The sequence below is a fragment of the Brevibacillus brevis genome (assembly GCF_001039275.2).
Taxonomy (GTDB): domain Bacteria; phylum Bacillota; class Bacilli; order Brevibacillales; family Brevibacillaceae; genus Brevibacillus; species Brevibacillus brevis_C.
Window position 1 is genome coordinate 3,229,073 of sequence record NZ_CP030117.1, and the last position, 21,853, is coordinate 3,250,925.

The window sequence follows — 21,853 nt, forward strand, 5'->3', positions numbered from 1 at the left end:
GCCCAACTTGGCTAACACTGTTACGTATTAACAACATTTGAAACCAATTGCTTCGCCAAATGGGCAAAGCCTTGCACCACTTTTTTCAATTCTGTGCCTTTAAATAGCAAGCTGTCGTAGTCCAGATAAACCTTGATTCTTTCCTGGTTGTCCACTTCCCATCTCCAGATTGCATTGAATGAAGACAAAGCTCTGCTAGGAACAGAAGGGGTCAACGGATACAGGAAATACAAGGTTTTATCCTGTTTCTGTCCCATGTGGTAAGGATCTGCAAGTACATTCAGACGATTATCATTTTTGATGCTTTCCTTGACCGCCAGGAAAAGTGAGTCAAAATCGGTCATGTTGGAAAAATCAATGGTCACTGTCTGGACCTGCTCATGCTTGTTCAATAGATGAATAGAAATGCAAACCTCATTTGACACTTGTTTCAACAAATAAAAAAGCAGAGAGAGCATGACTTCCTCGACCCGCATCTCATGGAACCGGGAGATTTGGAATAAGCCCTGTGCGGTGGTTGAGGCCAATTCCAACGCCAACGGAAGGTTTTCACCTCGATCATTTGTTGACAAGAAGTAATTGACGGGCAGTTTCACTCCACGCATTCCCTCTCCTTGCGATGCTGAGATGCTCAGCTCGATATAGGCAGCCAATTTTTCAATAGTCGGATGTGTAAAAATATCCGCCACATGGATTTGCAACTCGAAAACTTCTTTTACTTTTTCCTGCATCAGTACAACGCTAAGAGATGTCCCACCTAAATCGAAGTAGGAATCTGCGGTGCTGATTCTCTCCAAGTGCAATAGCTCTTTCCAAATGGAAGTAAGCTGTTCTTCCACTTCGGTAGTCGGCTGTTTAAATGGATTGGAACTGACGAGTTGGATTTGTTGCAGGGATTTCAGCTTTTTCCTGTCTATTTTTTGGTTGCTGTTCAACGGGATTTTCTCAATGACGAAAAATTGCTGCGGGACCATATAAGCTGGCAAACGCTCCAGCAAGAACCCTTTCAGCTCACCAAAACTGACAGCCTTATCTGTCCCTAGTACCAGGTAGCTTGTTAAGCACCTGTCATCAACCCCGCCGGATTTCCCGGCACTTTCCACCATCGTATCTAGCACCACGACATTGTCCTGAATCCCTGGATACGAGGAAATAATTGCTTTTATCTCGGACAGCTCAACGCGAAAACCTCGGATCTTCACCTGATCATCGACCCTGCCCGCACATTGAATAGTGCCATCCGCCAAAAACCGAGCGATGTCTCCCGTTCTGTACATCTTAGGGTGCAGATCGCTATCGAATGGATTGGCTACAAACCTCTCAGCCGTTAGCGTCGGATTGTTCACATACCCGGAGGCCACACCCATGCCGCCTATATACATTTCCCCGTATACGCCCAATGGAACGGGCTTATTGAAGCTGTCTAAAATATAGATTTGCGTATTGTCAATGGGCTTGCCAATCGTCTGCTGTTCCGCATCTGTAATCTCGGAAACAGTCGACCAAATTGTGGTTTCCGTTGGTCCATACATATTCCAGAAAGATCCAACCCTCTCGAGCATTTCCCGGGCCAAATCTGTTGGCAGGCTTTCTCCGCCGCATAGAGCCTTCAATTGCGGACTGCCTGACCATCCCGACATGATCATCATTTTCCACGTGGCTGGTGTCGCCTGCATTACTGTGATTCCGTGTGTTTCGAGCAATAATCTTAACTGGTTCCCGTCGCCCATTTCCGTTTTGGTTGCGAGTATTACCGTCGCTCCGGTAATGAGCGGTAAGAACAGTTCCAGCCCAAAAATATCAAAGGAGAAGGTCGTCACCGATAGAAGCTTATCCTCCGCTGTCATGCCTGGTTCTCTCGACATGGATAGCAGAAAATTGCTCAATGCACGATGCGGAACCATAACCCCTTTTGGCTTGCCTGTGGAACCGGATGTAAAGATGATATAAGCCGTCTGTGACGGTTCGACAGTAAAGTTCAATGGAGTAGACGATTCCTGCAAAACTTCGTCCCACTCCTGATCCAGAAGCACCGTGCTTTGGAAATAGAGCTTGGTGTCTGCCAACAATTCGCTGGTGGAAACAATCACGTCTAATCCAGCTTCTTCTTTGATCTGTTGCAGACGCTGAAGAGGAATGCTGGCATCGATCGGAACATACGAGCCTCCCGCTTTCAACACAGCCATCATAGCGATGGCCATCTCCAATGATCGCTCGATGTATATTCCCACTGGTTTTCCCCGCATTCCTCCCTTTTTTTGCAAATAACGAGCCAACCTGTTTGCCGCATGTTGCAATTCTCGGTAACTCAAAGATGAGCTACCTATGGTTATCGCTATTTTTTCTGGATTTTTTTCAACCTGGCTCTCAAACAACGACAGGACGTTTTGACTAGGGTCTACTTGTCGTCGAGTTTGGTTAAAACCTACGAGCACTTGCTGTTTTTCGTTCTCGGGCACCATCTGTACTTCTGACAAAGCTATTGATGGCTCGTCTATAACATGTTTCATCAAATCTTCAAAATAACGAGCCATACGCTCCATCGTTTTTCTTGCAAACAGGTTCGTGGAATATTCAATCTCACAACCTATTTGTGAACCTTCCTCCCAAGCGGAAAAGCGAATGCTGAACATGGCTGTTTTATGCTTGTAAAGCGAAGTGATTTCCTTCACTCCACCGATCTGATCTGTCTTGTCGTAGACATCCCGAAAACTGAACATGGTTTCAAATAAAGGGTTCCTACTCAAATCTCGCTGAATGTCCAAGCTGTTAATTAGCTCTTCAAATGGATAATCCTGATGATCCAATGCAGAAGAGATGGTTTGCTTGACGACTTGCAGCAATTTTGAAAAGGAGGTAGCTGCATCGACGCATAGTTTTAGGGCAACCGTATCAACAAAGGGTCCGATGAGGTTCTCTAGCTCCGTCTGTTTCCTTCCAGACACAGGTGTTCCGACGATTACTGTTTCTTGCTGGCACAGTTTGGATAGGAGAGCAGCATAAAGAGCCAGCAGACCCATATTTACTGTAACGGCTTCCTTTTTCACCATACGCTTGAAGCGTTCTGTTGTTTGTTCATCGATGTGAAACTGAATGAAGTCCCCGTCAAAACTTTGAATGAGAGGCGGCTTGAAATCCGTCGGCAACTGGAGCTTATTCTCATGCTCACCATTCGCGAATTGATCCAGCCAATACTGTTTCTGTCTGTCGAAAGCAGGGCTTACTTTCATCGAAGATTGCCATTCAGCGTAATCCTTGTACTGCACAGGTAGAACTGGCAATTCTTCACCTTTAAAGAAAGACAGGAAATCTCTGATCAACAATTGATAGGACATCTCGTCTGAAATCAAATGATGCATATCTATGAGCAGCATGTTTTTATTTCGCTCATAGCCAATCCGAATAAGGGGCGCTTTTTCCGGTTCAAACGGCCGAATAAACCCAGAGATTGCCGCATCCATTCCTTCCTCGGGCAGTACCAGCTCCTCAATGGTGAATGGAATGGTTTCATGCACAGTCTGAACTACCTCTTGCCCTACGAAGCCAAAGGAGGTTCGGAAAATTTCATGACGTTCGATGAGCTTTTGAAAGATTTGCTCAATACTGTTCGGATCGATGTCCCCCTCTAATTGATACACGCCGGGATTGTTGTATACCGTCGTGAAAGGATGCATCTTTTGCAAGAAATAGACTCGCTTTTGAACCGATGTCAGCGGATAGTAGTCCTTTCGCGCTACAGAGTGTATCCCGCCCTCCCTACTTGGATTGGTTTGTTGCAGATAGGCGGAAATGCCGCCAACAGTAGGATGGTTAAGAAAATACGCCATGGGAATGCGCTCGTTGAACAGCTTTTGGATTTTTCCCAGAATGGAGAGAGCCATAATGGAGTCTCCACCCAATTCAAACAAACTGTCGTGAACCCCGATTGGTCTCACGCCAAACTGTGCTTCCCATACCTCTGTGATCTTTCGTTCCCGTTCGTTTTGCGGAGCGGTATATTCAGTTGTCAAATCAGGCCGTTCATACGTCTCCGTGTTACAAGGCTGAGGGTAATCAAAGGCGATTTCCTCTGAAATAAGGTGAATTTTCGCATCATGATACCGGGTCGTGAGCTCATTCAAGTCATAGGCAGAAATGACAACCTGCGGAAGCTGAATCGTGCCTATCCGGGAAAAGATGTGCAGGCCTTCTTCTTCTGTTATGGCATTCTCTAGCTCCTCACCAGTCAATTGTTTATGCTTCTCTTCAATTTGCCGGGCCATCCCTGTCCCTCTCCATCTCTCCCAATTGATTGACAGAACAGGTAAATTACTTTTATTTCCATGGCAATAAATTGCAAATGAGTCCAGGAAAGAGTTTGCTGCGCAGTAACCCGCCTGCCCGATTGCGGGAATGTATGCACTCAGTGATGAAAACAGGATTAAAAAATCCAGCGGCCTTTCGCGAAGAGTCTCATAAAGAAAGTAAGTACCTTCTACCTTTGCTGCTAACATCTTCTTAGCGTTTTCTCGTGTGCAGCGTTGTATCATTTCCCCATCTGGCACACCTGCTGCATGGATCACTCCTGTCAGTTCTCCAGGTAGACAATCAACTTTTTTCATTAGTTCTTGAACTTGACTCTTGTCGCTGATATCAGCATTCATGATGTGAATGTTCCCACCAAATTGCTCGATTTCCAATAACCGGCGAATTGTTCGGCTCACCCCATCATCGGGCTGGTGTTCCGAAAGCCACTCCTGCCATGTTTCCTTCGGAGGAAATGCAGACCTTCCCACTAATATCAGGGTCGCCTGTGCTTTTTGCGCCAAAAATTTGGCAACGGCGAGGCCAATCCCGCCCAAACCGCCTGTTACTAAATACTTACCGCCTTGCTTCAGCTCTATGCCGTCCTGGGCATGAGTGGAGATGGCATCATATGCTGGAAACCAAAAATACTTGTTTTGATAAGCAACCACACCGTTCCAATCTTGCGAGAGAAATGGCAGGAGGAATAAATCGATAGCTTTGTCCATATCCATGGACCCCGGTGTGATGTCAATATCAAAGAAGCTGCATCGAATCGCCGGGTATTCAAGCGGAATTACTTTGATTGGTCCCAGTATGATAGACTTTTGCGGTTCTTTCCCGTCAAAGCCAGTAACCTCACAGACCCCATTTGATATGACTTTCAACTCCATCGATTGCTCATAGAAATGCAAGCCGAATTCCTTGGCAATGGCAAGCAAACTATAGTACCCGTTATCGAGAGACGTATCCAAATCGGATAGCGTGAAGCCCTCTTCCTGTTCAAGCAGCAAGCTCCACATATGAATGGTCTCATCTGGCGTGAACGAACTCGCTTTCAATTCTTGAAAGAGCCAGCCATAATCCTCGTCTTTGCTCGGATTGATCGCAAATTCGTTGTCATTCATTTTCTGTCGATGCTCGCTTTTATAAACAACGATACATTGTTCGCTCAACTGTTTTATTTTTTGCGTCAGAAGCTCACTGATCAGGGACTGTTCGGCAAAAATCAATCGCCGCTTTTCTTTGTGAACATTGTTTTTGGAAGAAAGGATAGGTGTGTGCCGCTTCCATGACGGAACGTAATACCAATCCTCAATGTTTTTCCTTACCATCTGTTTCGATTGATTTGTAGCGTTGGCTTGAAGTGCCGTCTCTTCCAACCAGAATTTCTTTCGCATAAATGGATAAGTAGGCAATGGGATTCGTGTTCCCTGTGGATTCAATTGGTTCCAATCTATGGTCACCCCGTATTGCCACAGCTTGCCGAGCCGCTTGTATAAATGGTGGTGCTCCGAGACATTGCTGTTTGCAAACGGGATGAGATTTAGTATTTTTGGAGCGGGATCTGAGCCCAACGTTCGTTTTGCCAAAGCACTCAAATCATGCCCCGGCCCGATTTCGATAAAAATAGCGCGTTGATCCGCTAGAAGCTGGATTGCCTTCGTAAACCGCACCGTATCTTTTAGCTGATTGATCCAATATTCGCTGGTGCCCAGAGCTTCTTTCCCTGCCCAGTCTCCTGTTACACTGGAGATAAACGGAATCTGCATCTGCTGATACGCAACTGGTTGAAAGGCCGCCTGGTAATCATCCAATATCGATTCGACCCGTGACGTATGAATCACTTTCGGAAAAGGAAGAGGTGTGCAGATCCATTTGTTTTGTTTCAGCTTCTCTTCTAGGTCCAATACCAAATGTTTGGGTCCGCCAACTACGCAAGACACGTGGTTATCAATGGCAATTTCCAGCGATTCAGACAAGAATGGAGTCACTTCCTCTACCGAAAGCGGAATACTGAGCATCAATCCATCCGGCAGTAGCTGAAATAACTCCCCACGTTTGACAACCAGTTGAATCGCCTGTTCTAGGGTAAACAGCCCCGCAATCGTCGCCGCGATATATTCGCCCAAACTGTACCCGATCACAACATCTGGTTGTATTCCCCATTCCATCAATAACCGGGCTAATGCGTATTCAAAAGCAAACAGAATGACTTGTCCATGATCCAAACTGGCTATCGCTTCCCTGGCTTGATCCCGATCATTATCTTTTGGAAACAGAATGGAGCGATAATCAACCTCAGAGTATCGTTGGAGGATAGCAAAACAATGATCGAGGTGCTTCCGGAAAATCTCCTCCTTTGCATAGAGTTCTTGTCCCATGCTGACGTATTGGGATCCTTGACCGGAGAACATGAACACGATTTGTTCAGGCTGTCCATCTGCCCGATAAGTCTGTGATTGACGGGGATTTTTATCTTTCAAAGCACGGATCAGCTCCGCGCTGCTTTGGCAAACGATTGGCTTGCGATATTCAAAAGATTTTCGTCCCATTTGCAATGTATAGGCAATATCACGCAACCTTGTCTGGGGATGTTCCTCCACATGCTTCGCCAGGTTTTCGGCCATCTTTTCCAGCGATTCGCTGTTTTGGGCGGACAGTAAAATAAGGTGAGGCTGCTGCTCATCCTTCACCGACTCGTCGACCTCAGGGGCTTCCTCCAAAACCAAATGCGCATTTTGCCCCCCAACGCCAAACGAGCTAATCCCCGCCCGTAAAGGAAATGGCCCATCGCTCCACTCACTCAACTTTGTGTTGATTGTGAACGGACTTTTCTCCATTTCCAAAATCGGATTGCTCTTCGAAAAATGGATCATGGGAGGGATCTGGCGGTGTTTCAGAGCGAGTACGGTCTTCATGAAGCCCGCCACACCCGATGCTGCATCCAGATGGCCAATATTGTTTTTGACCGAGCCCAAAACACATTTGGTTTGCCGATCATGAAAAACTTGTTTTAGCGCTGTAAACTCGATGGAATCACCCAGTTGTGTCCCGGTCCCATGGGTTTCAATGTACGAGATGCTCTCCGGCTCTACATCGGAGAGTTGCAATGCGCTTTGAATGACTTCTCTCTGTCCCTCAACACTTGGCGCCATATATCCCGCTTTACGGTTTCCATCGTTGTTGATGGCACTCCCCTTAATAATGGCCCAAATATGGTCTTTATCCGCCAGTGCATTTTCTAGCGGCTTTAACACGACCACCCCGATCCCGTTTCCAAACAAGATGCCTGATGCTTTTTCGTCAAAGGCACGAATTCGTCCGTCTTTCGATAGAAAGAGCCCTTCTTCATACAGATATCCGCTTTTATTCGGAATCAAAATGGAAATGCCCCCAGCGAGCGCCATGTCACATTCGCCACTAAGTAAACTGCGGCAGGCAGTATGAATGGCAGTTAACGACGTGGAGCAAGCGGTCGTTAGTGTTAAGCTGGGTCCTTTTAAATTGAATTTGTAGGAAATTCGTGAGGCGAGAAAATCTTTGTTGCTCAATTGGATTTCGGAGAAGAGATCGCGATGCTCCCCTTCATAGGAATAAACTCTGGCATTCCAGTTATAATTGCTCGATGCCCCTGCAAAAACGCCGATTAATCCGGAATAACTGTCAGGAATATATCCGGCGTCTTCCATGGCTTCCCAGGCAACCTCGTGAAACAGCCGAACCTGCGGGTCCATGACCAGGGCATCTTTGGGGCTATATCCAAAAAAACGTTCGTCGAAATATTCAAACTGATCGATGATCGCGCCCGCTTTTACATAGTTTTTATTCTGAATGAGTTCAGGCGGTACTCCTTCTGCTTTGACCTCTTCATCGGTAAAAAACGTAACAGAGTCCAATCCATCCTTGATGTTATTCCAGAATTGCTGGCGATTGTTTGCTCCCGGAAAGCGGCAGGATAAGCCGATCACGGCGATTTCCAAGCCGTTGAAGTTTCGAGTCTCAGCCATTTCGAACCTCCTTCCCCTTTTTTCGCAGCATTTTTAATTTATCGATCCCTTTATGGACTATCTCGGAGCGATCAAAGCCGAGATCGTTTGCTTCCATTCCCTTGTCTTGCCCTTTCAAATACCCGGCCAGCTTGCGAATGGTCGGATATTCAAACCAAGAAGAAATCAGAACGGGCTTATCCATGGTCTTCTGGAGGATATCATTGATCCCCACAATATCCATCGAAGTGATTCCTGCATCAAAGAAATTGTCGTCCAGGCCCATTTTCGTATTCCCAATGTAATCTTGAATCGTTTCTTGAAGCAACATCTCCATGGACAACTCTTTCCGCCCTTGACTCTTAAGCCGTTCCCCTTTGTATCGGGGCCGGTTGACCCAGAGGGCGAGCCTTGGCTCCAGGTCTGTTGTGGAAACAATGACATGCTCTTCATGATGGATGAGAGAGAACAAATAAGCAAAAATTTGTCTACCTTCTGCGGGAGTGATCAGTTGTTCCATACGTTCACTCGCAGCTGTACGGTTGCCTGAATCAGAAACCGAGAAGTTCCAAGCATCCCAGCCGACGGACATCCATCTGGTTTGACTCTGCTCTTGATTCATCTTTTGGACAAAACTATCCATGAATTGGTTGGCCGCCGTATAGGCAACCAGTCCAATCCCACCGAGAATCGAAGAGAGGGAAGAGTTCACCATGCAATACGCAATCTCTCTATCTCTAATGAGCTTTTCAAGAATGAGGATACCTCTTATTTTCACAGAAAACTCTGCTTCACACATGCTCCGATTGATATGGGCAATCGAGTGCTGGAAGAAATCGCTTACGACTCTGCCCGCTGAGAAGATAACACCGTCAATCCGTTCAAACCTCTCGTCGATCTCTTCCAATAGGGCCTTCATTTGTGCTTCATCGCTTACATCTACCTGATACAGATGAACCTGTGCGCCCAGTGCTTTCAGTTGCATGACTTCGCGAATTTTCTGATGGGTAGGATCGCTGTCAGGAGAGTTGGCCAGATACTCCTGCCAGTGTTCTTCCCGAGGGAACTGTGTGCGTCCAGTCAAAATAATTGTAGCTGGACCCTGATGAGCCAGCGCGCTTGCTGCTGTCAATCCAATCCCGCCCAAACCTCCTAAAACCAGATGCACCCCTCTAGCTTTACGATCAGAAGCAACGGGCAGATCTAAGCGAATGGGTTCGTACGTTCGTACCCATTTGTGACGGTAGCGGATGGCCATCATTTTTTCCGGGTCTTGTTTGACCAGCTCCTCAACGAGCAATTTCATGCCGATCTGTTTCTGCTTCTGGAACTCTTCCGCCGAAATTTCCAAATATGCGGAATGGACATTTCCAAATTCTTGTGGTATGACCTGGACAGCTCCGAAGGCAGTAGCATAATACGGCGACAAAGCTTCGTTCCCAATAATGGACTGAGACGCAGATGCGATAACAAATAACTGAATCGGCTGCTGAGGATCAAGCATCCCAAAAGATTTGCCCATGTGCAATAAGCTGTAAAAAGTAGGCGTCTGTACATGCTGGGAGACATCCTTTTCAAAAAACGAGGGCTCATCTAAAAGACTCCACATGTGAACGATTTTCCAGACCTGTCCCGGTTGAAAAACTTCTCGTAACAACGTGAGATACTGCTCGGTCTCTTCCGGATGAATCTCGTACTCATGTGGAGCCAGCTTGAAAAATGAACGGCCAGCTTTTACGGTACACACCCGTTTTCCTTTTGCTAACAGGGCTTGCTTAACTCCTTCTCCTATTCCGCTAGTATCAGTAAAGATTAAATAGGAATCAGACTGGTCGTCCATACGTGTACGGCCCGATCCGTTGTGCTGTTTCCATACGGGACGATACAACCAATTCTCCAGCTCATTTTTACGAATGGCATGTTGTTGTGTCGCTCGATCTTTCTTCTCAAACCAATACTTGTCTCTGTCAAAGGCATAGGTGGGGAGGGACAGACGGTTTCTGTTCTCGCCAGAATACAGTTCTTTCCAATGAATGGAGCCCCCTTGCTTCCATATCTCCCCTAGACTGTTATGAAAATACCATTCTGTCGATTCCGTCATTTCTTGCGAACGCAACAGTTGGATGACAGGTAGAGGTTCGCATTCAGACCAATCCCGATGCTTCATCCCCATCTCAATTAGAAGGGGAATGTCCCTCTCCATGAGGTAGTTCTCCATTGAGGATGTAACAGAGATTTGTTGCATGTTGTACAACCAAAAATCTGTGTCACGAATCAGCTCGTTCGTGATGGGAGATCCGCTGGATATAACCTCCAGATCATTCCCCCCCACTCTTATCGTCCGTAATACAAAAGCGAGTTCTTCTTCCATCCGGCTTTGTTGTTCCTTTGCAGAATGAAGCCACTTGTGTTTTAGAACAATGATTCTAACCAGATCATTCATAGATAATAGCTTCGCATGATAGACAGCGGAGAATATGCCTGTCCCCTCCGCAATCGCCACATGAGGTTTGATTCCGAGAGAAACCATAAAGTCAGCCAATGCGCATTGGTAAATGAACTGACTCATTTCCACATACATAGAGTCTAGCTTGTCCTCATGATGATCAAGCCCACATCCCTTCAAGATGCTCTCGATGCTGGGTACATCAACTGTTCCTGATGTTGTCCAGGCATGGAGATAGCCATCAATGATACAGGCAAAGCCCTTTTCAGTCCGGTACAGCTCGTACCCAATTTTGAGAATCGCTTGACTTTGCGGCGAAAACAGAAGCCCAGTACGCAGCTCTTCTTTTTCACTTTTGGATACGTCGCCCCTCCCTGTTTCAAGCGAGTGAACAGCTTCTGCGACTGAAGAGCAAACTACCATTTTTCGATAAGGAAAATGAACACGCCCGGTTTGCAATGAATAGGACACATCCGCAAGGGGAAGTCGGGGATGCTCACGGAAAAATTGCGCCATTTTCTTGCAAGCATTCTCTAATGCCTTCTCCGTTTTAGCTGAAAACAATAAGAGATGCTGCTGTCTAAAAGAAGCATCTGAAGGAAAGGAAGGAGCCTCTTCCAAAATTACGTGGGCATTTGTCCCTCCAATTCCAAAAGAACTAACGCCTCCCTTTGGGGAATGGCTCACTTCTTTCCATAAACGAGGCTTTGTGTTCACATAGAACGGACTTTGCTCGAATGACAGCTTGGGATTCGGCTGCTCATGGTTAATGCAAGGCGGAATCACTTGATGCTTCAAGGCAAGAGTCGTTTTGATCAAGCCAATGATGCCTGCTGCGGTATCCAAGTGGCCGATATTGGGTTTGACAGACCCGATGGCGCAAAATTGGGGCTGGGTTGCTTCTGCTTGAAATACTTCTTTAAGCGCCTTTATTTCAACTGCGTCACCCAGTTCAGTCCCAGTTCCATGCGTTTCAATGTAACTGATTTCACGTGGAGAGACGTTGGCAACCGTCAGCGCCTCATGAATGACTTGCGCTTGTCCGATTGGACTCGGCGCAGTATACCCAATCTTTTCATCTCCGTCATTATTGACGGCAGTACCGCAGATGACAGCCTGTATGTTGTCGCGATCACGAATGGCATCCGCCAAGCGCTTCAAAACAACAATCCCGATCCCATTTCCAAAAACAGTGCCTGCGGAATCTGTATCAAAGACACGACAATGACCATCTGGGGAGACCATGCCTTCTTTTTGGAAGACATACCCTCCTGTTTGCTCACTTCGGATCGTCACGCCCCCTGCCAATGCAATGTCACACTCGCCATTCAATAGACTTTGACTAGCTAAATGGACTGCGACCAAGGAGGAGGAGCATGCCGTTTGCACGTTGACGGAAGGCCCACGCAAACCCAATTTAAACGAAACTTTGGATGCCAAAAAATCTTTTTCATTGCCAATGCCGATTTGCACGTGCCCCAGTCTTTGCACAAGTTCCGGATCTGAATAAAGACGCAAAAAATAGCTACTGATGCAAGAGCTGGCGTAAACTCCTACCACTTGCTGCTCTATGTCCTGCACACAGCTAGCATCTTCTAGCGCCTCCCAGGCACATTCGAGAAAGACACGGTGCTGCGGGTCGGTAATCTCTGCATCCTTTTCTGAATAACGGAAAAAGCCTGCATCGAAATACTCTGTATCTTTGAGGATAGCTCCTCTCTTTACATATTGAGGGTCGTTGAGGAGATTGACCGGAATACCTGCATCCCTTAACTCCTCATCTGTAAACGTCTTGATGGATTCCACACCGTTGACGATATTTCGCCAAAAAGCCAAAGGGGTATCGGCATCGGGAACACGGCAGGCCATGCCAATGATGGCAATTTTTGAATGGATTACATCTTCATCCATCACTCACATCACTCCCGCTTTTCATAATGAAACTCTTGGATGCTGAAAAAGGGTTTGCAACGCATGTCTGAGTTCATCGACGCTATAGGCAAAATAGCTAGGCGATTCTTGCTGGAGCACTTCTACCGAATTATGGCCCCATGCGACCGCAATGCTTTTGACCTCCGCCTCTCTGGCACAAATGAGATCGTTTTTTCCGTCTCCAACAAATACAGAGTGTTCAACATTGGAGTGCAGTTGCTCGATGGCGAGCAGAAGGCTTTCCGGATGCGGCTTCGGATGGGTTACATCATCCGAACAGACCACTGTGTCAAAATAATCAATCAGCTCGAATTCTTTCAGGATGTGGATGGTTCGCTTCCGATCTTTTCCCGTACATAATCCGCATTTCCATCCTTCGTTTTGGATGAAGCGCAAAATCTCCTCCATCCCCTCTACAATCTCAATCAGGTGGATATTGGAGCTAGCTATTCTCCGATAATGTTCAACCATGCTAAGTGGCAGGTTCATTTTACTGAAAATGTTGGGAATGGAATCCCCACTGTGCCCCAGAAACTCCTCAAAAGAGGGAAGCGGACCATTGGAAACGAGCTGAAAGCTATCAAAGAATGCCTTACGCTGTACTTCTAGCGAATCAATAATCACTCCATCGAAGTCAAACACGACACTTTTTTGCATACCCTTCTCCTTTACCCTTCAAATGTCCAAAGCAGGAGGAGTCACCCGGAGCGCGAGGCGCCCCGATTTCCTGTCTCCCCGATGGCCTTTTACCGTTTTCCCCGTTGCTGGCGCAGGCTTTTTCTAAGCTCGCCCCGCTGCATGCTTTGCTGCAAATAATCATTTTTGTTCTGCTGCTTGTCTTGTAAAAACAAAGCCAACGAACGTATGGTTGGATATTTGAACAAATCGGCCATCTCAATCGTTGTTTGCAGTTCCTTCTCCAGATTGTTTTGAACTTGCATCAACATCAACGAGTGACCACCAACGTCAAAAAATCCATCGTCTACTCCGATCTGCTCTTTTCCTAATGTTTCTTGCCATATTTTTAGGAGCAGTTCTTCCATGCGATTTTGCGGTGGAGCCGTACGGGAGCTCTTTGGCGTGTTGACATTCAAGGCTGGCAATGCACTGCGGTCGATTTTATTCGGTCCGACCATGGCAAACGATTGCAATTCCATCCAATATTGCGGAACAAGGTAGCTCGGTAATAATTCCTTCACCATACCGATGATCTCTTTCTCTGATATGTGTTCCTTCAATACGTAGTAAGAAACGATGACCGGTTCGTTGTTCGCATCCTCGGTTGATTTGACAACACTCTTTACCATACAATCCAATCCGTCGATGACACTTTCTACTTCATTCAAATCAACCCTGTAGCCTCTGATTTTCAACTGGGAATCGTTTCTGCCGTTGTATTCCAAGCAACCATCTGGCAATAATCTGCCGTAGTCTCCGCTTCGGTACAATCGACCCTCACCTGTGTGCAAATCGTATGCAAAAGCCTTCTCTGTTTCTTCTGCGCGGTTCCAGTACCCAGGAGAGAGATACTCGCTTTGATAGTAGAGTTGCCCGGATTCGTAAATACTCACTTCCTGGTTGTTTTCGTTAAGAATGCGCAAATTTATGCCATCGACGACATACCCGGCTGGAATTTTTGCAGGATGGACTGCCATATCCTTGTTCATGATGAAAAATGAAATGACCATCACTTCCGAACAACCCAGGAAATTGACAAACAAGCAGTCATCCGCGTGTTTTTGTTTGTACAACTCAAAATCCGTGCCAGACACGACCTCTCCTCCTAATAAAACCATGCGAATATGAGGAAGTCGTATGCTGTCATCCAGGTTCTTCATAAAAAAGCGGAACACGGATGGAACGGAGTGGAACAATGTGATTCGTTCCTGATTTAACCAATTGGCGAATCGCGTCATACTACCGTCCAGCTTGATATCATAGAGATGCAAAGTAGCCCCATTTAACAAGCTTCCCAATATATCCAAGATGCCGATCGCATGACTGTACGATGTCAACAATGCGATATGATCACGTTGATGGACCTTCAATACCTGGGTGAACTGTGAAAGATAGTAATAGACGTTTTGATAGCTCTGCATGACCCCCTTCGGTCTTCCTGTCGAGCCAGAAGTATAGAGGATAAATGCAATTGCTTCGCCTTTTATGCTTAGATCCAAATTCTCTTCTGAAATGTTACTGGTTCCGTCCGTCAAATTGATCGTTTGGATTTTCTGGTTGATCTTCTCTACAACTTCACCAGCCAAAATTATGTTTTCCGAATCGGTCAAAAGAATGCTCGATTGCGCATCGTCGATCATATAAGCCAACCGCTCAATTGGAGCACTTCGATCCAGCGGCACGAACGGAACCCCTGCCTTCAACGCACCCATCAAGGCAACTACCATTTCGAGTGTGTTCCCAAATAAAAGGGCAACTGGTGTTTGTGCGCTTTCTGGAGAGCAGTGCTCTAAAATTTTTCGGGCAATCTGATTTACTTTTGCATTGAGCTGTCCATATTCCAAAGCATCAAAGTTATGTTTGACAGCGATATGATTCGGATAGGTGGCAACCTGCTCTTCAAACCGTTTTACAAGAGCGGCAGTAGACTCCTTGAAAGAAAAGGGCTGGTACTTGCAAAGCGGCACAACACCATTCTCCCTGTGCAAGCCCTCGCTCTGTTTCAATATTGGCAATTCGCCAATCTGCAGGTTGGGTTTTTGGATGATGCATTCAAGCAATTTGCGGTACTCGGTAAACATGTATTGGACTGTCTCCTGCTTGAACAAGTCCGTCCTGTAGTAACATTCCAGATAAATCCCTGCGGCAGTTTCGTATAAATGAATATTCAGATCCGCTTTTGTTGTTTTTACCGTGACCGGGTAGGCCGATAACTTTATGTCCTCGTAATACGTTCCTTCACTTTCCGTCTGATTCTTCATGCTCTGGTAATTGAAGATCGTATCATATAAGAATGTACGGCTTGGGTCACGCTTAAAATCCAGTTGATCCAATATCTGTTCGATTTGAAAATCCTGATTTTCCAACGCTTCCAATAAACTCGTTTTTACTTCGTGAAGCAATTCAAGGAAGCTTTTCTCCCTCTCTGGCTTATTACGCAGAACAAGGGAATTGACAAACATGCCTACGATCTCTTTCAGCTCATCATGGTTTCGGCCTGCTTGCGGAATTCCTACCAGGATATCTGAGTCCCCACTGAGTCTCGCCAGCCATGCATAATACGCAGCCAACATCGTCATAAACCAGGTGACCTGATTCTCCTGAGAAAACTTCTTGATTCCCTCACTCAATTGTTGATCAAGCTCCAGACTAATCCGATCACCATGGAAGCTAAGGGATGCCGGGCGAGGGAAGTCCGTCGGCAGCTGCAGGACAGGCAATGCTCCCCCCAGCTTATTCAACCAATAGGCCTCTTGTGCCCGATAAGCGGTTGACCGTGCAAAATCGTGCTGCCACTCCGCGTAATCCTTATACTGGACGTTCAATGGAGGAAGCGAAACGTTCCTGTACAATTCAGAAAAATCTTTCACCAATAAGCTAATGGATGTTCCATCCGAAATAATATGATGGATGTCCACTGCTAGAATACTCTTTTGTTCTCCAATTTTGATTAATCCCACTCGGAAAAGAGGCGCCCTCGCCAGATCGAACGGTTGAATAAACTTCTCGAGATCTTGCTCAACCGAATGTTCATCGGACTCCAAGCAAATCACTTCGAAGTCAATACGGGGGTGTACAATTTGGACAATCTCACCTTCCAGTACCTGAAACGAAGTGCGTAAGCTTTCGTGCCTCTCAATCATTTTGGCAAATATCTCTTCAATTTTTCTGAGATGAATCGGCCCTTCCAGCAAAACGGCAGTCGATTCATTGTACCCCACCGTATCTGGCATCAGACCCTGTAAGAAAAAGATGCGTCTTTGTGCAAGCGATGTCTTGTAGTGTGGTTGAACCTCGACGGGTGCTATTTGATATTGTCCGACTTGGTTATTGCTTTTGATGAATTCAGCTACGTTTTTGATCGTTTTATACTGGAATAAATCCGTCAACGTGATATTGCTATCAAACTGCTTTCTGATGTTCGTGCTAACATGTATCGCCTTGAGAGAATCTCCACCCAGCTCAAAAAAGTCATCTGCGATACCAATAGGAGCCATTCCTAAATAGTTTTCATAAATGGCACACAGCGCTTTTTCGATATCCGTTTGGGGAGGAACATACTCTACAGACAACGGTGGTCGTTTTGCCTGAATCTTTTTGCTTGCTGACTGTTCATATCCGTTCCATCCATTAGCTGTGCTGTGATGGCTTTTACGTAAACGGGTTTCGATGTCGATCGTGGAAATGATCAGGTTGGAAACACCGGACGTCAGTATTTTTCCAAATATTTCACGCCCCTCTTCCGGCAAGATTCCGATTGGGCTGGAATCGTCTCCGTGAGCATCAGCGTCCATCCATTTATCTAGATTAATCTGTATACTGTGCTTCTTTCCGTCACTGATCCGGTCTGCAACAGATTCGGATATCGCGATTACGGTATAGTTTCGGATATCAATGATCACATTTCCGAACTCATCCATGATCTGAATATCGAAACTCGCCAAGTCCTCCTGCGGAAAACGGCTGTCCAAATATTTGCTGTAGCTGTATATGCGGCGCGGCATTTTGCCATAGACGGCAATTGATTCGTAGGACAAGGGAATAAACATCTTCTGTTTATTGAGAAAGCCGAGCAAAAAGCTTGTCGCTGTATCCAGCATACCAGGATGCAGATGATAATCGTCCAGATCGGCTTGATACGTTTCAGGCAACTCAATGATGGCTACCCCTTCATCTGACCCCGCCATAACTTCGCGAATATTGCGCCATCTCTTCCCGAAATTCAGATATCCTCCATGCTTTTGATGATCCGCTTCGGTAAACAGTACATGCTTGTCTCCGCAGCTTTCCTTCAAAGCTTCCAGATCCATCGTGCTTGCAGACTGCTGGGCAGCTTCAATTGTGCCGGTAACATGAGGAATCCACGTATGCTCGTCATGATGAAAACGACTGTATATGATAAAGTCATAGCTTTCCTTGTTTTTAGTAAAGAGGAGCAAGACTCCTTTTTCCTCTTCCTCGCGCACGGTTATCGGCGTGTGGAAATGCACTTGTCGGAGGAGATAGGGCTTTTTCAGCATACTGTTATCAGCGGCTTCCCGAACCATTTCAAGCAATGTCGTTCCTGATAGCACTCCATGTTCATTGGTACGATGATCCTGCAAAACCCAATGACGATGCAGGCTTAGTTTTGAATAGAACAGTTCTTTGTCACCCGCCTGAAAACGGTATTCAAAGAGCGGATGTTCAAGCTCTTTTCTAGGAGCGGTCGATAACCCAGACTGTACCGCCATCCCTACCTTTTTCCAAACATCCCATTTCACATTGGTGATTGCCTGCTTCCCTTCCCGGTTACAATACTCGGCATACGCATCTAAAAAGGCATTGGCGGCATTATAATCAGACTGCCCGATCATCGGGGAAATCGTACTGATAGACGAGCACAGCACGAAAAAGTCCAAGTTGTTTTCCCGCAGAAGTCGATTTAAGTTGATGCATCCCATTGTCTTTGACATGATGACCTGGTGCATCGTCTCCTTGCTTATCTGTTGGATAAGGCCGCTGCCCGGAAGTCCTGCCGCATGAATCACACCTTGAACGGGGCCAACTTCCTCCTGAGCACAATACAGAGTCGAGGCAAGAGTAGAGAAATCAGAAACATCCGCCTGGTAGACGTAAATTTGTGCGCCGCTTCGTTCGATCTCCTGAATCCGTTTGATCTTGGCTGAGATGGAGTCTTGCTTTCCGTGATCTTGGAGCCATTTCCCCCACTCATCCTTCGCAGGAAAGAATGATCGCCCAAGCAGAATAATACTGGCCTTACAGTGACTGGCGATGTAAGCGGCCAACTCCAATCCAATTCCACCTGTACCTCCAGAAATCAGATAGGTGCCTCCGTCTATCAGCTTCAGGGTTGAATGGGTTTCCAGAGATGTACGCTCATAGAGAGGAAGCCATTTTGATTTTCCTCGCAAAGCAAACAGGTCCTCTTGACTACCTTCCATTTCGCACAAAAGCGTCTCGACCATTCCAGAGGCGACTAGCTGCTCCTGGCCAGAAATATCAATCAACTGGCAGTTCCTATCAGGAAATTCCAATGGAATGCCACGGACTAAACCCAGCAATGTTGCTTTCCAAGGGTTAATCTCTTCATCGCCAAGCACGTCAAAAAGACGATTCGCAACGACAGAGAGTTGAATCGCCGTAGATCCTTTGATTTCATCTAGTGCCTGGACGAGATGCAGAAAGCCATAATAAGTTTCTTCCAGTATACTTTCGGCCTGCATCTGATCCTCTTCAATGAAATCATCCTGGATAAGGGAAAAGTAGAGGATCGCATCCGGTTCGTTTTTGGTTTTCTGATAGTATGCTTGTAAAATATCGCTGAAGCCTCTTTTACTCGTTTCCCCTAACAGATAACCGTTATCCCCCTCAGAGACAGGAGGACACCCGCGCGCTACAAAAAACGGCTCTTTATAATGCCGTTTGCACGCTTCCAGAATCGTCGCATTCAGCTCTACATCATGGAAAATGATAGCAGATCGCTGTTTCGTTTTCCCAGTAGGCAAACTGGAAAGAGCACCTCTTTTCCATGTCGGCACGTAATACCAATCCGATACGCCCTTTTGGACCAATGATTGTTCCTTGACCTGTTGCAGGAAGGTTTTCCCGATCTGTACCGGGTCATCATCCAAAAAGTAGCGATTCCGCTCAAAAGGATAAGTAGGCAAAGGGATGCGTCCATTAGCCCCCTTTTTATGTAAAGCTTCCCAATGGATGCTTACTCCTGAACTCCATAATTCCCCGATCCATTTCAAAACAAAGGCTTCCGAGGGCCTTTCTTCCATGCTGCTCGTACATAAAGAAATCCACTCGTGCATGGGCAAATCTGTGTGATCACCAATTCCATTTTCCTTATTTCCTAGGAAAGCCACCACCATCTTCGGAGTTTGGCAAAGTGTGGAAACTCCTTTTGGTATGGAAAGCGAAGCATTCAGTACTGTACTCCAAAAAGCTCGGTCCTTCAATTGTTCTCCGGAAAGCTTTTCGCCATTTACAGGAGAAAACATGGGAATCCGAAGCTGGCGAATCTGGTTTTCCGTAATCGTTGTGATCTCATTACCCATGAATGCCGCAAACGAATGCTCGATAGCCACGGCTTCCGCTAGAGTGGCGGCTACCAAATTTCCACTCTTGAATCCAAGTATGCCAAAGGGTTGCTCATGGTAAGTAAACATTACTTTTGCAAAAGCATAAGCAAAAAGAAAATGAATCGCTTGAAGTTGCAGACTCCCTTTTTCACCTGGATCGAACAATTGGCGTAAATCGACCTTACTGTTCGAACCTAATTTGCTTAGGCATTGCGTGACTTCCTCTCGAAACAGCCGATGCTTTTGGTATAACGAGAGGGCAAATTGAACGCTTTGTAGATCTCCGGAAATTTCCGGAATGAGGTAGAGGATAGATTTTTCCCCTTTTTCCGGTGTTCTGCCCCAAAGCTTTTTCGTATCTAACTGATGGAAAAGCTCCTGGAAGCTTTCGGCAGTCAAATAAAAACGATTTGACAAAGCCATTCTCCCTACCTGAAGCGTATAAGCCGCATCGCGCAGGTCAATATCAGGCTGTTGTTTCAAGTGATTTTTGAAGCGGTTGATCTGCTGCTGCAAAGCGCTTTCTGTTTTGGCAGAAAAGACAAACAATTGAGGTTCATCCGTGGCCGCTTGCTTTTCAAGCATTGGCGCTTCCTCAAGGATTACATGTGCATTCGTTCCGCCAATTCCAAAGGAGCTGACTGCTGCTCGTCGAGGTTGATCTGTCGTATGCCAATCCATCAAAGAATGATTTACAAAAAAAGGAGTATTCTCAAACTCTATTTTAGGATTCGGGTTCAAAACATGAAGGGACGGCGGAATTTGCCTGTTTGCCAACGAAAGAATCGTTTTGATCATGCCTGCAATACCAGCCGCTTCATTCAGATGCCCAATATTTGATTTAACCGAACCTATGGCGCAGTATGCTCTTTTATTCGTTTGATACGCCCTTTTGAGAGCTTCCACTTCGATGGCATCACCGATCTTGGTTCCTGTCCCATGAGCTTCCAGCATCGTGATTGATTCCGCATCTACCTCCGCCATGTGGAGAGCTGCCTCGATGACTTCTTTTTGTCCCTGAATACTAGGCGCGGAAAAACCCGCTTTACGATGCCCGTCGTTATTGATCGCCGATCCTTTTATAATGGCATAAATATGGTCCTTGTCTTTTATCGCGTCCTGCAATGTTTTCAAGACGACGACTCCTGCTCCGTCACTAACGAGCGTTCCTGTCGAAGAGACATCAAACGCGCGACAATGACCATCAGGCGAGTAAATGAGATCATCGGAATAGTAATAGCCTTTTTTTGACGGAAGGGAAATGTGTACGCCGCCCGCAATCGCTATGCTGCATTCGCCGTTTAATAATGCCTGGCTGGCGAGATGAACTGCAACCAATGACGTTGAGCATGCGCTTAGTACGGAGACGCTTGGACCCTTCAACTTTAATTTGTAGGAAATGGACGTACATAAATACTCACGATAGCTTAAATTGAAAGTGGGGTTCTCATCAACCAGCAACTGTCTCAGCAGCCAATTCACATTTTCGGTACTTCCTGCGTACAGACCGATTTGGCCCTTGTACGTTTCAGGATTATAGCCCGCATTTTCCAAGGCGTTCATTACCACTTCGTGAAAAACTCTAATTTGCGGGTCCAGTACGGTTGCTTCACGGGGGGTATAATCAAAGAAGGTAGAATCAAAATAGTCTATCCCTTCCAGATACCCTTTTGCTTTCACATAATTCGGATCGTTGCATAGAGCTGGATCGATTCCGGATTGAATCATTTCCTCATCCGAAAAGAAAGATACCCCTTCGACTCCATTCTTGAGATTGTCCCAAAATTGGTGAACATCCTCGGCTTTTGGAAATTTACAATCCATGCCAATGACAGCAATCTCTAACCCTGTATACGTCTGATCGTCATATTTATACCCCATGATAAACTCCCATTTCCCTTTTCAAATTTGTATACAGCAGAAAAAAGCTAACT

4 protein-coding genes are annotated in these 21,853 nt (G+C 46.1%); all 4 read right to left on the reverse strand.

Annotated features, from left to right (window positions below):
• Positions 1-20: 20 nt before the first annotated feature.
• Positions 21-8,294, reverse strand: coding sequence for a hybrid non-ribosomal peptide synthetase/type I polyketide synthase (locus AB432_RS15815; RefSeq protein ID WP_048033097.1), 8,274 nt, complete (start codon positions 8,292-8,294; stop codon positions 21-23).
• Entirely contained in the window at positions 8,287-12,630 is a 4,344-nt protein-coding gene (locus AB432_RS15820; RefSeq protein ID WP_053079586.1) for a type I polyketide synthase, read from the reverse strand. Before AB432_RS15820 ends, AB432_RS15815 begins: the two co-directional genes overlap by 8 nt.
• A gap of 21 nt (positions 12,631-12,651) precedes the next feature.
• Entirely contained in the window at positions 12,652-13,308 is a 657-nt protein-coding gene (locus AB432_RS15825; RefSeq protein ID WP_048033098.1) for an HAD family hydrolase, read from the reverse strand.
• Between the two features lie 89 nt (positions 13,309-13,397).
• Positions 13,398-21,800 carry a type I polyketide synthase gene (locus AB432_RS15830; protein WP_048033099.1) on the reverse strand — a complete coding sequence of 2,801 codons (8,403 nt, stop codon included), beginning with the start codon at positions 21,798-21,800 and terminating at the stop codon, positions 13,398-13,400.
• Between the last annotated feature and the right edge of the window lie 53 nt (positions 21,801-21,853).

Coding starts and splice junctions, on each gene's coding strand:
- AB432_RS15830 (WP_048033099.1), bottom strand. CDS start 21,800: ATGGGGTATAAATATGACGATCAGACGTATACAGGGTTAGAGATTGCT.
- AB432_RS15820 (WP_053079586.1), bottom strand. CDS start 12,630: ATGGATGAAGATGTAATCCATTCAAAAATTGCCATCATTGGCATGGCC.
- AB432_RS15815 (WP_048033097.1), bottom strand. CDS start 8,294: ATGGCTGAGACTCGAAACTTCAACGGCTTGGAAATCGCCGTGATCGGC.
- AB432_RS15825 (WP_048033098.1), bottom strand. CDS start 13,308: ATGCAAAAAAGTGTCGTGTTTGACTTCGATGGAGTGATTATTGATTCG.